This window comes from Nonomuraea sp. NPDC049684 (assembly GCF_044465345.1).
Lineage (GTDB): Bacteria > Actinomycetota > Actinomycetes > Streptosporangiales > Streptosporangiaceae > Nonomuraea.
The window spans coordinates 15,820-29,810 of record NZ_JBITLO010000004.1 but is presented as its reverse complement, the minus strand read 5'-3'; the positions used below and the strand labels follow the sequence as shown (position 1 = coordinate 29,810).

At 73.3% G+C, this 13,991-nt stretch carries 13 protein-coding genes; 10 read left to right on the top strand and 3 right to left on the bottom strand.

The window, feature by feature from the left end; all coding sequences use genetic code 11:
* Positions 1 to 51 precede the first annotated feature (51 nt).
* The 8 genes from ACIBST_RS14105 to ACIBST_RS14070 all read left to right on the top strand — a co-directional run bounded on the left by ACIBST_RS14105 (position 52) and on the right by ACIBST_RS14070 (position 9,776).
* On the top strand, positions 52 to 582 hold the full coding sequence (locus ACIBST_RS14105; RefSeq protein WP_397171716.1) for a PadR family transcriptional regulator: 531 nt from the start codon (positions 52 to 54) through the stop codon (positions 580 to 582).
* Positions 579 to 1,259, top strand: a complete 681-nt coding sequence (locus tag ACIBST_RS14100) for an ABC transporter ATP-binding protein (RefSeq protein ID WP_397171714.1) — start codon at positions 579 to 581, stop codon at positions 1,257 to 1,259. The genes ACIBST_RS14105 and ACIBST_RS14100 overlap by 4 nt, the downstream gene beginning before the upstream one ends.
* The gene (locus ACIBST_RS14095) at positions 1,256 to 3,475 is read left to right on the top strand and encodes an FtsX-like permease family protein (RefSeq protein ID WP_397171712.1); all 2,220 of its coding nucleotides are present in this window, start codon (positions 1,256 to 1,258) and stop codon (positions 3,473 to 3,475) included. The genes ACIBST_RS14100 and ACIBST_RS14095 overlap by 4 nt, the downstream gene beginning before the upstream one ends.
* Positions 3,476 to 3,482: 7 nt before the next feature.
* On the top strand, positions 3,483 to 5,783 hold the full coding sequence (locus tag ACIBST_RS14090) for a penicillin acylase family protein (protein ID WP_397171710.1): 2,301 nt from the start codon (positions 3,483 to 3,485) through the stop codon (positions 5,781 to 5,783).
* Positions 5,784 to 5,837: 54 nt separating this feature from the next.
* Complete coding sequence (locus ACIBST_RS14085; RefSeq protein WP_397171709.1) at positions 5,838 to 6,608, top strand: hypothetical protein; 771 nt, start codon at positions 5,838 to 5,840, stop codon at positions 6,606 to 6,608.
* A gap of 32 nt (positions 6,609 to 6,640) precedes the next feature.
* Positions 6,641 to 8,029, top strand: a complete 1,389-nt coding sequence (locus ACIBST_RS14080) for a PP2C family protein-serine/threonine phosphatase (protein ID WP_397171707.1) — start codon at positions 6,641 to 6,643, stop codon at positions 8,027 to 8,029.
* 83 nt (positions 8,030 to 8,112) lie between these two features.
* Complete coding sequence (locus ACIBST_RS14075) at positions 8,113 to 9,096, top strand: GlxA family transcriptional regulator (RefSeq protein ID WP_397171705.1); 984 nt, start codon at positions 8,113 to 8,115, stop codon at positions 9,094 to 9,096.
* A 71-nt stretch (positions 9,097 to 9,167) separates the two neighbouring features.
* Positions 9,168 to 9,776, top strand: a complete 609-nt coding sequence (locus tag ACIBST_RS14070) for an isochorismatase family protein (RefSeq protein ID WP_397171704.1) — start codon at positions 9,168 to 9,170, stop codon at positions 9,774 to 9,776.
* A gap of 57 nt (positions 9,777 to 9,833) precedes the next feature.
* Here ACIBST_RS14070 and ACIBST_RS14065 read toward each other — a convergent pair whose 3' ends face one another.
* A complete protein-coding gene (locus ACIBST_RS14065) occupies positions 9,834 to 10,346 on the bottom strand; it encodes a hypothetical protein (protein ID WP_397171702.1) in 513 nt (170 codons plus the stop codon).
* Positions 10,347 to 10,590: 244 nt separating this feature from the next.
* Here ACIBST_RS14065 and ACIBST_RS14060 point away from each other — a divergent pair, with 244 nt between their 5' ends.
* Positions 10,591 to 10,968, top strand: a complete 378-nt coding sequence (locus ACIBST_RS14060; RefSeq protein ID WP_397171701.1) for an STAS domain-containing protein — start codon at positions 10,591 to 10,593, stop codon at positions 10,966 to 10,968.
* Between the two features lie 28 nt (positions 10,969 to 10,996).
* On the opposite strand, the gene ACIBST_RS14055 is transcribed toward ACIBST_RS14060, so the two are convergent.
* Both ACIBST_RS14055 and ACIBST_RS14050 read right to left on the bottom strand, forming a co-directional pair.
* Positions 10,997 to 11,359 (bottom strand): cupin domain-containing protein, encoded by a 363-nt coding sequence (locus ACIBST_RS14055; protein WP_397171699.1) that lies wholly within the window; start codon positions 11,357 to 11,359, stop codon positions 10,997 to 10,999.
* A gap of 124 nt (positions 11,360 to 11,483) precedes the next feature.
* Positions 11,484 to 13,022, bottom strand: coding sequence for an alpha/beta fold hydrolase (locus tag ACIBST_RS14050; protein ID WP_397171697.1), 1,539 nt, complete (start codon positions 13,020 to 13,022; stop codon positions 11,484 to 11,486).
* A 256-nt stretch (positions 13,023 to 13,278) separates the two neighbouring features.
* Between ACIBST_RS14050 and ACIBST_RS14045 the strand changes: the two genes are divergently transcribed.
* Positions 13,279 to 13,938, top strand: a complete 660-nt coding sequence (locus ACIBST_RS14045; RefSeq protein ID WP_397171695.1) for a transglutaminase domain-containing protein — start codon at positions 13,279 to 13,281, stop codon at positions 13,936 to 13,938.
* Positions 13,939 to 13,991: the final 53 nt, after the last annotated feature.

The following is a 13,991-nucleotide window of genomic DNA, read 5'->3' as shown; positions in this document are numbered from 1 at the left end:
TTCACCGCGATTATGCCCCCCGTATATACCCTCGGTATATAGTGCGGGGGCATGAGCGTCCCTCTTGCGCTGCTCGGACTCCTTGAGCGGGAGCCGAGCCACGGCTACGACCTGAAGCGCGACTACGACACCTACTTCGGCCGCGGCAAGTCACTGCCCTTCGGCCAGGTGTACTCCACCCTCGGCCGGCTGGCCAGGGACGGCAAGGTCACCGCCGGGGAGAGCGAGCCCGGCGACGGCCCCGAGCGCAAGCGCTACGCGATCACCCCCGTCGGCGCGCGCGAGGTCGAGGCGTGGCTGAGCGAGCCGGTCGCGGCCGAGCCGTACCTGCAGACCGTGCTGTTCACCAAGGTCGTGCTGGCGCTGATGCTGGGCCGCGACGCGGCGGCCTACCTCGACCTCCAGCGCGCCACCCACCTGCGGCGCATGCGCGAGTTCGCGCAGATCAAGCGGGGGGACTCGCTGGCCGACGCGCTGCTGGCCGACCACGGCATGTTCCACCTGGAAGCCGACCTGCGCTGGATCGACGTCACCCAGGCGCGGCTGGACGCGCTGGCCGAGCTGGTGCGGGGGGCGTCGTGATCCTGGAGGCCCGCGGGATCAGCCGCTCCTTCGGCCGCACCCCGGCGCTGCGGGAGGCCGGCCTGGAGGTGGCGGCCGGGGAGATCGTGGCGGTCATGGGCCCCAGCGGCTCGGGCAAGTCGACGCTGCTGCACTGCCTGGCCGGGATCTTCACGCCCGACAGCGGCGAGGTGTGGTTCGACGGCCGCCGCCTGGACACCATGAGCGACGACCGGCGCACCCGGCTGCGGCGCACGGCGTTCGGCTTCGTGTTCCAGTTCGGGCAGCTCGTGCCGGAGCTCACCGCGGCCGATAACGTCGCCCTGCCGCTGCTGCTCGCGCGTACCCGGCGCAAGGAGGCGTATCGGCGGGCGGCGGGCTGGCTGGAGCGGCTGGAGCTGGCCGGCCTGGGCGGGCGGCGCATCGGCGAGCTGTCCGGCGGGCAGGCGCAGCGGGTGGCGATCGCCAGGGCGCTGGTGACCGGGCCGCGGGTGCTGTTCGCCGACGAGCCGACCGGCTCGCTCGACTCGCTGACCGGCGAGCACGTCATGGAACTGCTGGTCGGCCTGGCGCGCGAGGAGGGCACGACCGTGCTCGTGGTGACCCACGACGCCCGCGTCGCCTCCTGCGCCGACCGGGAGGTCATCGTCCGCGACGGCCGGCTCACCGACCCCTTCGCCGGTCAGGTCGCACGGTGATCGCCCTCGGCCTGCGGCTGTCGCTGGCCGGAGGCAGGGAGGCGGCCGCCCGGCTCGCGCTGATCGTCGCGGGCGTGGCGGTCGGCGTGGCGGTGCTGCTGGCCACGCTCTCCCTGTTCAACGCCTTCCAGACGGCCGGCGAGCGCACCTGCTGGGAGTGCACCCGCGGCACCGCCCCCAGCGGCTGGGCCCTCGACGCCACCGCCACCGGCGCCCTGTGGAACTACCACGAGGACTACTACGCCGGACGCCCGATCAGGCGGCTCGACGCCGCCGCGCTCGGCGGCCGGGCTCCCGTCGTCCCCGGGCTCTCCCGCATGCCCGCGCCCGGCCAGTACCACGTCTCCCCGGCGCTGGCCGAACTGCTGGACTCGGCGCCGCGCGCGCAGCTCGCCGACCGCTTCCCCGGCACGAGGGCCGGGACGATCGGCCGCGCCGCGCTCACCGGCCCCGACGACCTGACCATCGTGATCGGCCGCACGCCCGAGCAGGTCGCCGCCCTGCTCGGCACCCGGCAGGTCGACACGACGGCCGACGAGCCCGCCGTCGACGGCGACGCCGACATCTACCACTTCGGGTTCGCGATCGCGGCCGTCGGGCTGCTGCTGCCGCTGCTCGTGCTGGTCACCACCGCCACCCGGCTGGCCGCCGCCCGCCGCGAGGCCCGCTTCGCCGCGATCCGGCTGGTGGGCGGGACGTCCCGGCAGGTCAACCTGTTCGCCGCGGTGGACTCCGCGCTCGGCGCGCTGACCGGCACGCTCGCCGGGATCGCGCTCTTCCTCCTGCTGCGTCCGGCGGTCGCCGCCGTCCGCGTCACCGGCTCCCGGTTCTTCCCCGACACGGTGACGCCGGCCGCCTGGCAGTACGCGGCCGTGCTCGCCGGCGTCCCGCTGCTGGCCGGGGTGAGCGCGCTGTGGTCGCTGCGCCGGGTCCGGATCTCGCCGCTGGGCGCGCTCAGGAAGGGCGCCCAACGGCCGCCGCGCGCCTGGCGGGCGATCCCGCTGCTGGCCGGGCTGGCGCTGTTCGCGGTGCCGATGTTCCAGACCGGCGACCGCAAGCCGAACGCCGGGCCGGCCTCGGCGGGCCTGGCGCTGATCATGATCGGGCTGATCCTGGCAGGTCCATGGCTGACGATGCTGGCCGCCCGCCTGGCCGCCCGGCTGACCGGCGGAGCGGCGACGCTGCTGGCCGCCCGGCGGCTGGCCGCCGACCCGAAGGCCGCCTTCAGGTCGGTGAGCGGGCTCGTCCTCGCGGTGTTCATCGGGACGGCCATCGCCGGGATCGTGCCCGCCGTGGTGGACGGCCAGCGGGCGGTCGCCGGCGGCACGCTGTCCGGCATGCTGCGTGCCCCGCTCGGCGACCTCGGCGGCGGCGGGTTGCCGCCGCGGGCCGGGGCCGAGCTGGTGGCCCGGCTCCGCGCCTATCCGGGCGTCGGCGTGCTGCCGATCCACGCCGCGAAGGAGGAGGAGAACCGGGTGATCGACCCCGAGCGGCCGCCGCCGCCCCGGGCGGTCGTCGAGTGCGCCGACCTGGCCCGCTTCCCGGCGCTCGGGCAGTGCCCGCCGGGCGCGCGGGCGGTCGCCGGACGGTTCGACCGGGTGGTGGAGGCCGACAACCCGCTCACCATCGACAAGCTGATCCCCCTGGCCGGGCCCGACAGCGAGCCCGTCTCGGCCGACGGGCTCAACCTGTCCTCCGTGCTGGTCACCATGGCCGACCCGGCGACCCTGGAGGAGATCCGCACCCTGCTGGCCGGGCAGAGCACCGGCCCGCCGATGACGTTCGACGAGGTCGCCCAGGTCCGGGCGGCGCTCTACACGCAGGCCGAGAACATCGCGCTGGCCATGGTCGCGCTGACCCTGCTCGCCGGCGGCTGCAGCCTGCTGGTGGCGGTCGGCGGCGGGCTGGTGGAACGCCGCCAGCCGTTCACGCTGCTGCGGCTGGCCGGCACGCCCGGCCGCACCCTGGGCGCGGTCGTGCTGCTGGAGTCGGCGTTGCCGCTCGTCCTGGCGGCCGTCGTGGCGGCCGGGGCCGGGTTCGGGGTGGCGGCGCCGTTCATCGACGCCCTGGCCATGAAGGGGGCCTCCCTGGCGATGCCGGGGCCCGCCTACTTCGCCGGCGTCGGCGGCGGGCTGGCCGCGTCCCTGCTGGTGATCTCGACCGTCCTGCCGCTGCTGCGGCGCATGACCTCGCCCGACAACGCGCGTTTCGAATAGGAGCCCCATGAAGCTGCGAAAGCCCTGCGCGGCGATCGTGCTCGTCCTGGTCGCCGGCCTGCTCACGGCCCCGCCGGCCGGGGCCGCCGACGGCCGCTACTCGGCCGAGATCCGGCGCACCGAGTACGGCGTCCCGCACGTGTCCGCCAAGGACCACGGCGGCCTGGGCTTCGGCTACGGGTACGCCTTCGCCCAGGACAACCTGTGCGTGCTGGCCTCGTGGGTGGTGACGTTGCGCGGCGAGCGATCCCGCCACTTCGGCCCGCAGGCCCGCTCCGACGACCCGGTGCGCCCGGTCGCCAACCTCACCAGCGACCTCTACCACCGCAGCGTCGCCGACTCCGGCGTCGTCCGGCGGCTGCTGGCCCGGCCCGCCCCCATCGGGCCGAGCGCGGAGCTGCGCGAGCTGGTCGACGGGTACGTGGCCGGCTACAACCGCTACCTCGACGACACCGGCGTGGCCAACCTGCCCGACCCCACCTGCCGCGGCAAGTCCTGGGTCGGCCCGATCACCGCCGAGGACGTCTGGGCCAACCTGCTCGACCTAGGCCGCATGTCGGGCAGCTCGGCGCTCAAGGAGGCCATCGTCGGCGGCGACGGCGGCGACGACGGCCCGCGCCGCGCCCCCGGCAGCAACGGCTGGGCGCTGGGCCGCGAGGCCACCCGCGACGGCCACGGCATGCTGCTGGCCGACCCGCACTTCCCGTGGAACGGCGTCCGCCGCTTCTACCAGGTGCAGCTCACCATCCCCGGCGTGCTGGACGTCGCCGGCGGCAGCCTGTACGGCACCCCCGTCGTGCAGATCGGCCACAACAGGACCGTCGCCTGGACTCACACCGTCTCCCACGCCCAGCGGTTCACCCTCTACCGGCTCGAACTGGCGCAGGGCGACCCCACCACCTACCTGGTGGACGGCCGGCCCGAGCCGATGGGCCGCCAGGAGGTCGTGGTGCCGCTCCAGGACGGCACCTTCGTCTCGCGCACCCTGCTCACCTCCCGCTACGGCCCGGTGCTGGCCGCCGGGCGCGGCGACGGGTACGCCTACGCGCTGGCCGACGTCAACGCCGCCAACCTGCGGGCGGCCGACGAATGGCTGGCGATGGCCAAGGCCGGCGACGTGCGCGGGCTGCGCGCCGCCCAGGACGCCCACCAGGGCCTGCCGTTCGTCTACACGCTGGCCACCGACGTCGGGGGGACGGCGTCCTTCGCCGACGCCTCCGTCGTCCCGCACGTCACCGACGCCCAGGCCCGCCGGTGCGCCAAGCCGTCGCCCGACCCGTCGATCGACGCGTTCGTCCTGGACGGCTCGACCTCGGCGTGCCTGTGGGGCAAGGACGCCGACGCGGTCGTGCCGGGCATCTTCGGCCCCCGCAACCAGCCCGGCCTGACCCGCGCCGACTACGTCGCCAACTCCAACAACAGTCCGTGGATGACGAACCCGGCCGCGCCGCTGACCGGCTACGACCAGGTCTGGGGCGCCGTACGGACCGACGTGGAGCTGCGGCCCCGGGTCAGCCTGGACATGATCGACCGGCGGCTCAAGGGCGCCGACGGGCTCGGCGGCCCCGGCTTCACCCTGGAGACGCTCCAGGCCACCGCGCGCAGCAAGCGCAATCTCGGCTTCGAGCTCATGCGCGCGGACCTGAAGGCGTTGTGCCGGGAGCACCGCGAGCTGCGGGCCTCCTCGGGGGAGCGGGTGGACGTACGGGACGCCTGCCGGACCCTGACCCGCTGGGACGGGCGCGCCACCCTGGACGGCGAGGGGGCGGTGCTCTGGCGGCGGTTCTTCGACGGACTCCAGGCCCCCGTCAAGCCCGGCGAGCCGCCGCGGAGCTGGTGGCGGGTGCCGTTCGACCCCGCCCGGCCGCTCACCACGCCGCGCGGCCTCAGGCGGGACGACCCCGCCGTGCGGCGCGCCCTGGCCGACGCCGTGCTGTTCTTCCTGGACAACCGCCTGCCCCTGACGCTGACCGCCGGCCAGGCCCAGCACTACGCGTCGATCCCCATCCCCGGCTGCACCGAGGGGGAGGGCTGCTTCGACCGCGTCCGCAACTCCGGCCCGCTCGGCAAGGACGGGCGCTACCCCGAGGTGAACACCGGCTCCAGCTTCATGATGGCCGTCGAGCTCACCCCGGACGGTCCGCGCACCCGCACCGTCCTCACCTACTCCCTGTCCGCGAACCCGAACTCCCCCCACCACACCGACCAGACCACCCTGTTCTCCAAGGGAGGCTGGGTCACCGAACGCTTCACCGACGCCGAGATCCACTCAGCCCCGCAACTCACCGTCACCACCGTGAGCGGCTGACCGCCTTGTGGCAGTCGCGTTCTGGCCCTATTGTCACCCTTCGTGAAACCCCTCATGATCTTGACGATGGCGGGCGTGCTCACGGCCTCCCTGGCCGGCACGGCCGCCGCGGAGAGTGCGGCCTACCCGGTCAAGCACCCCAAGCTGGTCGCCAACCCCCTCTACGAGGCGGGCCCGCTGCCCACGACCACCTGCGCCGAGCCGCCGGTGAAGCGCCGCAACCTCAAGCAGGCCCGCGCCTACGTGGACGCGGTCGTCGCCTGCCTGGAGACGACCTGGGAACAGCACCTGACCGCGGCCGGGCTGCCGTACGAGCCGGTGAAGGTGCGGCACATGGACCGCATCCCCAAGAAGTACTGCGGAATCTCCGTGGGCGACGACGACTCGCAGACGTGGTACTGCGAGAAGACGCGCACGCTGGTCTTCCAGATCGGCAAGAGCTGGACCGACGACCCGAGCGACCTGTGGCTGCTCCACACGGCGGCCGGGATGTACGCCTACCACGTGCAGAACCTCGTCGGGATCTACGACGCCTACGACGTGATCCCGTACCCCACCAAGGCGGAAGGACGTGAGCAGGACCGGCGTAAGAATCTCCAGACCGACTGCCTGAGCGGCGCCTTCATCAAGAGCGTGTGGCCCCTGGAGGGCAGGTCGAAGAAGGACTGGGACTATCTCCTCACCCTTCCCGCGGGGGACAAGCTGGGCAAGTACAGCTCGTGGGGCAGGACCGCCACCATCCGCTCCTGGATCAAGCGCGGCTTCGCCACCGGCGACCCGGGCTCCTGCAACACCTGGGCGGCCGCCTCCTCCAAGGTGCTCTGAGGCGCCTTCCGCAGTGCCCTTGAGCAGGTGTCATGCCGGTGACCGGGGGCATGGACCTGGGCAGGGGCATCTCGGGGGGTGGGGTGGGCGGACAGCGGCCGGAGGGCGGCGCGTACGGCGGGGACCTGGGGCCGTTCGGCGCCGAGAAGCTCCGGCGGCTGCAGGCGAGCCTGACGCAGATCGAGGATCTGCACGGCCGGATGGCGCGCCTGCTGGAGGCGGTCCTCGCGATCAGTTCCGAGCTGGAGCTGAACGCCGCCCTCCGCACGATCGTGGAGGTCTCGGCCGACCTGGTGGACGCCCGGTACGGCGCCCTCGGCGTGCTCAACGACGAGGGCGAGTTCGCCGACCTGTTCACCTACGGCGTCACCGAAGAGGTGTACGACGCCGTCGGCCGCCTGCCGACCAGCCACGGCCTGCTCCAGGAGCTGATGGCCCGGCCCAGGCCGCTGCGCGTGGACGACGTGCTCGCCCACCCCGGCTTCCGCGAGTACCCTCCCGGCCATCCGGTGATGCGCACCCTGCTGGGCACGCCGATCCTGGTCCGCGGCACCGTGTACGGCAACCTGTACTTCGCCGACAAGCGGTCGGGCCTGCCGTTCACCGGCGACGACGAGCGGATCGTCGCGGCGCTGGCCAGCGCGGCCGGCGTCGCCATCGAGAACGCCCGCCTCTACGAGCGCATCCGCCGCAACACCGAGGAGTTCCAGCGCAGCCTGCTGCCGTCGCTGCCCGAACTGAACGGCCTGTGGGCCTGCGCCCGCTACCTGCCCTCCAGCACCGTCCCGCGCATCGGCGGCGACTGGTACGACGCGATCGTCCTGCCCGACGGCGTGCCCTGCCTGATGGTCGGCGACGTGATGGGCCACGACCTGCGCTCGGCCACCGTCATGAGCCAGATCAGCAACATGCTGCGGGTGCTGGCCTACGAGCACTGCGAGCCGCCGTCCCACATCCTGCGCCGGCTCGACGAGATCCTGCACGCCCTGCACGGCGGCCCGATGGCGACGGTGCTGCTGGCCCGCCTGGAGGAGTACGGCGGCACCGACTGGCGGCTCAGGTGGGCCACCGCCGGGCACCTGCCCCCGCTGCTGCTCCCCGTCGGCGGTCCCGCCCGCTACCTGCGGGCCGAGGGCGGCCATCCCCTCGGCGTCACCCCCGACCTGGCGCGGCCCGACCACGAGCAGGTCATCCCGGCCGGATCCACGCTGCTGCTCTACACCGACGGGCTCGTCGAGGACCCCGCGCACGGTCTCGACCGGGGCATGGAGAGCCTGATCCACACCGCCTCCAGGCTGCGCCACCTGCCCCTGGAGGACATGTGCGAGCTGCTGCTCGTCCACCGGGGCGACGGCTTCACCGACGACGTCGCCCTGCTGGCCCTGCGGCTCGGCGAACCGGCCGACCTGCACGCCGGCTGACCGGGTCCGTCCCCTGCTCGATGGCCAAATCTGCCAGATAACTGTCGTTGCGGACATTCCGCCGGTTCGGTGAGAATCGGGTCATGCCCGCTGCCCACCGCGTCGTCATCGCGCTCTTCCCGGACGTCGACCTGCTCGACGTCACCGGCCCGGCCGAGGTGTTCGCCCTGGCCAACCGGGTCGCCGGTCGCGCTCTGTACGACGTGCGGCTGGCCGGGCCCCAGGGCGGCCAGGTCACCACGTCCGCCGGGGTGCGGCTGGTCGCCGACCTGACCTTCGACCAGGTCGGTGACCAGGTGGACACCCTGGTGGTGCCCGGCGCGGTGACCGTCACGCCCGACGGGCCGCGCGCCCTGACCGACGCCGAGGTGGTCGCCTGGGTACGGCGGACCGCTCCCGGCGCCCGCCGGGTGGCCTCGGTGTGCGTCGGCGCGCACATCCTGGCCGAGGCCGGCCTCCTGGACGGCCTGACCGCCACCACCCACTGGTCCACCGCCGGGCAACTGGCCGCCGACCACCCCCGGGTCACCGTCGACCCCGACCCGATCTTCCTGCGCTCCAGCGGCCGGATCTGGACGGGCGCGGGCATCAGCGCCTGCCTCGACCTGACCCTCGCGCTGGTGGCCGAGGACCACGGCGAGGAGACGGCCCTCGCGGTGGCCCGCGAACTGGTCGTCTACCTCAAGCGCCAGGGCGGCCAGAGCCAGTTCAGCGTGCCGCTGACCCGGGCCGCCTCGGGCCGCCGCGACATCGACGACCTGCGCCTGTGGATCGCCGAGCACCTGGCCGAGGAGCTGACCACGGTCGAGCTGGCGGCGCGGATGGGGCTGAGCCAGCGCCAGTTCACCCGGGTGTTCCGGCAGCAGACCGGCTTCACCCCGGCCGCGTACGTCGAGTCGGCGCGCGTGGAGGTGGCGCGCCGGCTGCTGGAGACCACCGACCTGTCGCTGCCCCGGGTGGCCGCCGACAGCGGGCTCGGCTCGGTGGAGACCCTGCACCGCGCCTTCCGCCGCCGTCTGGGCACCGGCCCCGGCACCTACCGCCGCCGTTTCCGCACGGTGGCCTGATCCCGTCACTCTTCGCGTACGCCGTCCGGCCGGGCGGCGGCGCGAGCCTGCCAGAAAGGAAACCCCCTGCCATGAGCAGCACCGTCTCGCCCACCCTGCGCCAGGTCGTCGGCCTGCCGGCCGAGCCCGCCCGGCTGGCCGACTCGACCCTCGTGCTCATCGACTACCAGAACACCTACAGCACCGGCGTCATGGCCCTGCCGGACGCCGGGCGGGCCCTCGCCGCCGGCGCCCGCCTGCTGGAGCGCGCCCGCGCCGCCGGGGCCCGCGTCGTGCACGTCGTCAACGACGGCGGCCCCGGCAGCCCCTACGACGTCCGCGCCGGGATCGGGGCGATCAGCGCGCCGGTCGCGCCGCGCGACGGGGAGCCGGTGGTGGTCAAGACGTTCCCCGACGCCTTCCACGAGACCGGGCTCCAGGACGTCCTGGCGGGCATGGAGGCCGGGCCCGACCTGGTGCTGGCGGGGTTCATGACCCACATGTGCGTGACCTTCACCGCCCAGGGGGCCTTCCGGCTGGGCTACCGTCCCACGGTCGTCGCCGACGCCTGCGCCACCCGCACACTGGCCGGCCCCGGCGGCGCGCCGTTGGCTGCCGACGTGCTGCACGAGGCCGCCCTGACGACGATCGGCGACCTGTTCGGCCTGGTGGTCCCCACTGTCGATGCCCTGCCCGCTTGATCCGTCCCGTCCTGTTACGTCCCGGGAGCCAGGTCCGGGCCCGGCTCGGTCGTCAGGTCAGCCGGTGGCCGGGCGGCGGCGGCCGGCGACCAGGCGGTCGGCCGGGGTCCGGTGACGGGCGGCGGGGGCGGAGCCGGGCTGCCGGTCGGCGGTGCGCCCGGTGGCCACCAGACGGTCGGCGGGCTGGTCCGTCGTGCGGCGCTCGTCCCGGTCCGTGGCGGCCTTGTCCGTGGCGGCCTTGTCCGTGGCGGCCCGGTCCGTGGCGCTCTGGTCCGTGACGGTCTGGTCGGTGGCGGCCCGGTCGTCGGCGCGCTCGGCCAGCAGGCGGCGCAGTTCGCGGCGGCGGGCCAGCCTGCGGCCCGTCCCGGCGGCGATCAGGAAGGCGCCGAAGATGAACGCGGCCGCGGTCGCGGCCCCCGCGGCGAACAGCTCCAGGTCGCCCACCCGGAAGGTGACGCCCATCAGCGTCAGGGCGGCGGTTGCGGTGGTCGTCGTCTGGGTGAACAGGACGACCACGGCGGCCGACCCGGCGACCATGAGCAGCAGGCCGAGCAGGACCATGGTTCTCACTCTCCTCGAACGTCGGCGAACACGTTCCATTACCGCTGCCCAGCATTTCTTTACTCATGTACGGGCATGCGTCCGGCGTCGAAGAAATGGCCGCGCATTCGCACCGGGAATTGCCGCGCCGAGCACCGCTAATTACTTCGCGAAAAAATCCGCATTGAGCAGCGGTGCTGCGTCCGGCGGGCGGGTCGCGGGGTTTGTCGGCCGATGAGCAGGGGAGAGCGGACCAAGGAGGGAAGTGATAGCAGTGAAAGTGGACACTTTCCGGCTCCTGGCGAACTCCGCAGGGGAAACGGTCGTTCTGCACCCGGCCGGGGACCTTGACCTGCACACCGCCGGCGCCATCGAGGATTGGGCGACCGGCTATCTCGACGGCACGCCGGCCGCCGTCACTTTGATCGACCTGTCCGACGTCGGCTTCATGGACTCGGCCGGACTCGGCGCGCTGATCGGCGCGTGGAAACGCATCACCGCCACGGGACGGACGGTGATGGTCGCCGCGCCGACCCCGCAACCGGCCAGACTGATGCGCATCACCGGCCTGGAAGGACGTCTCGGCGTACGCTCCACCGTCGCCGAGGCGCTGGAGGAGATCATTCCCAGACGGTCGCACGCGCCCGCCTAGGCGGCGCCCGTCCGCAGCGCGCGCGGCGTCAGCCGTTCCTCGCCTTGGCGTAGCCGGCGGCGCCGCCCGCGAAGTCGTACAGGACGACCTGCTCGTCCCCGACCACCCAGGCGTCGTGTCCGGGCGGGCAGACGAAGACCTCGCCCGGCCCCGCCTCGGCCTCGGTGCCGTCGTCCATGCGCAGGCGCATCCGGCCCGAGACCACGAACCCGTTGTGGTGCACCTGGCAGGACGACGTGCCGGCGATCGGCCGGACGGACTCCGACCAGCGCCATCCCGGCTCGAACGTGGCGACGCCGAAGGTCAGGCCGCTCAGCTCGCAGATCTCCAGGTGGCCCTTCGGGAAGTCGCGCCGTTCGTCGGGCTTGTCGATGCTCTTGACCTCGATCATGGCTCACCCCCTCGTCAGCTACCTTCTTACGCTGAATTGTCCATACCGAGGGGTTGGCCAGGGCAAATATCCCTTTGTGGGGACGGGTACGGCCCGCGAAGGGGCCGTACCCGGGACGTGCGGACTATCCGGCCCAGGGCAGCGAGTCGGACGGCCACGCCCGCTTCGTCTGCTTCTTGAGCGTCTCCTCAGGCGTGCCCACGGCGCAGCGGGTGCCCTGCGGCGGAACCTTCAGGTCGATGAGGTACTGGTCGATGATGTCGGTCTGGCACTTGTCCTTGCCGTAGATGCGGTGACCCCAGCCCTCGTACGTGAGCAGCACGGCCTTCGCGCCGAGCTGGCGGGTGGCGTTGGCGGCCCAGATCCAGGGCGTGGCCGGGTCGTGGATCGAGTTGCCGAGCAGCAGCGGGGCCTGGCCGGTGTACCGCAGCGTGTGCGGCGGGTTGGCGGGGGCGCCCGAGTTGAGGCAGATGGGCAGGTCGTCGGTCGGGTACGGGTGGTACTTCGTGTCCGGCGCCAGCAGGCCGGCGGTACGCATGAGGTCGGCGTACTCGGCGTAGCTGTTCACCTTGAGGTTGTAGTCCTGGCAGAGGATCCGGGTCGGCAGTTCGGCGACGTCCCCCTCCACCGGGCCCCGGCCGGGCAGCGGGGGCACCCACTCGGGGGCCGGGCCGCCGTTCAGCCAGTTGATCACTTCGCTCAGCGTGCGCCAGTCGGGGCCCTCGTTGCCCAGCGCGGCGTTGTAGATGACCTGCAGCTCGGTCATCCGCTGACCGGTGCTCGGGTAGACGAGCTCGCCGCGGCGGGCCTTGTCCAGCAGGCTCTTCCAGATCGCGCGGATGTCGCGGCCGTTCAGCACGCAACTGGGGTCCTGCTCGCACCAGCCGACGAACTGGTCGAAGCCGTCCTCGACGGCCAGGGCCTCGGTGGCGAAGAAGCCCTTCACGCCGAGGCTGTGGTCCATGTTGCTGTCGAGGGCGAGCGCCCGGATGCGGCCGGGGAACAGCTCGGCGTACATCTGGCCGATCAGGGTGCCGTACGAGATGCCGTAGTAGGTGAGCTTCTCCTCGCCGAGGGCGGCGCGGAGGGCGTCCATGTCACGGGCCACGGAGACGGAGTCCACGTGGTCGTAGAGCGGGCCGGTACGGGCCCGGCAGTCCGGGTGCAGCTTCTTGGTGAAGGCGTTCCAGGCGTCGAAGTCGGCCTGGCTGCGCATGACGGTCGGCGGCATCTGGTTGTAGACCGACGCCGAGCAGATGACCGGGTGGCTGCGGCCCACGCCGCGCGGGTCGAAGCCGACGATGTCGAACCGCTGCTGCAGTTCCTCGGTGTAGGACCCGGGAGCGCCGTAGACGGCCTCCACGCCGGACCCGCCCGGACCGCCGGGGTTGATCACCAGCGAGCCGACCCTGGCGGCCGGGTCGGTGGCCTTGCGCCGGGCGACCGCGAGGTCGATCGAGGGCCCGCTCGGCTGGGCCCAGTCGATGGGCACGGTCAGCTTGCCGCACTCGGCGCTGGGCTCCTCCTCGCAGGGCGCCCAGGTGATGGCGTTCGTCGTGGTGGTGGCGGGTTTCGCGGTCGTCGCCGCGTTCGCCGCCGGAACCGGGATCAACGCCGCCAGCGCCACGAAGGCGGTGGCGAACAGTGGGAGTCTTCTCCGCAAAATGGGGCTCCAATCAACGGTCGGTGCGCCCCCCGTGGGCATCCGGCCGACCTTGATCATTGCGGGTTGTGGTCAGAAATGATGGCGAAATCGGAAATTTCCCCAAAGTCGCCCATACCGACGGAGGGCCCCCGGCCCCCGACCGCGCGTTGCCCCGCCCTGCCCCCGCCCTGCCCCGCCCCGACATGAACCGCTGCCCCGCCCGCGACCGGGGGCGGCGGGACGGGCCCGGAAGGGGCGGGTTACCGTGGCAGGCATGAGCGAAGGTGGATTATCAGGCACCGCTGCCACACCCATCCTCGATTGGCGTCACCCCCGCGTCACCGCCCTGGCCGCGCGGCTCCCCGGCGAGGGGACGCCGTCGCGCGCCCTGGTGCGCGCCGCGCACAGCCTGGTCGGCCGGACCATCCGCCCGGTGTACGCGATGAACGACGAGCAGCCGGTCTCCGTGACCGTCGCCCGCGGCCGGGGCTCGTGCAGCCAGCGCATGGCCGTGCTGGAGGCGCTGGCCCGCGGACGGGGGATCGCCACCCGCGTCAGGGGCCGGGTGGTGGACGGCGCGTTCTGGCACTCGCGCTTCCCCCGGATGCGGGCGCTGGTCCCCGACGACGTCATCCTGGCCTGGCCGGAGTTCCTGCTCGACGGGGCCTGGGTGCCGATCTCGGAGCTGTTCGACGGCCTGTGCGCCACCTCCGGCTTCGGCAACGACGGCCCCGAGACCCTCTTCGACGCCGTCACCCGGACGGTCGTGGACTGGGACGGCACGTCCTCGCCCCAGTGCGACCTGTCCGCCCGGGTCCGCGCCGACCTGGGGTACTTCGGCTCCCGGGACGAGCTGTTCCGGGAGCACGGCCAGACGTTGTGCCCGGCGGCCCGGCTGATCGCCGACCCCGTGCTGAGCCGCCGGTCCGCCTGACGGGCGCGCTGGTCTGCCGGAACCCCGGTCGGCGGGTCTGCCGGAACGCCGGT

What these genes read in the sequence shown, in the direction of transcription:
- ACIBST_RS14105 (WP_397171716.1), top strand. Translation starts at nt 52, where the DNA reads ATGAGCGTCCCTCTTGCGCTGCTCGGACTCCTTGAGCGGGAGCCGAGC.
- ACIBST_RS14090 (WP_397171710.1), top strand. Translation starts at nt 3,483, where the DNA reads ATGAAGCTGCGAAAGCCCTGCGCGGCGATCGTGCTCGTCCTGGTCGCC.
- ACIBST_RS14085 (WP_397171709.1), top strand. Translation starts at nt 5,838, where the DNA reads ATGATCTTGACGATGGCGGGCGTGCTCACGGCCTCCCTGGCCGGCACG.
- ACIBST_RS14080 (WP_397171707.1), top strand. Translation starts at nt 6,641, where the DNA reads ATGCCGGTGACCGGGGGCATGGACCTGGGCAGGGGCATCTCGGGGGGT.
- ACIBST_RS14075 (WP_397171705.1), top strand. Translation starts at nt 8,113, where the DNA reads ATGCCCGCTGCCCACCGCGTCGTCATCGCGCTCTTCCCGGACGTCGAC.
- ACIBST_RS14070 (WP_397171704.1), top strand. Translation starts at nt 9,168, where the DNA reads ATGAGCAGCACCGTCTCGCCCACCCTGCGCCAGGTCGTCGGCCTGCCG.
- ACIBST_RS14055 (WP_397171699.1), bottom strand. Translation starts at nt 11,359, where the DNA reads ATGATCGAGGTCAAGAGCATCGACAAGCCCGACGAACGGCGCGACTTC.
- ACIBST_RS14045 (WP_397171695.1), top strand. Translation starts at nt 13,279, where the DNA reads ATGAGCGAAGGTGGATTATCAGGCACCGCTGCCACACCCATCCTCGAT.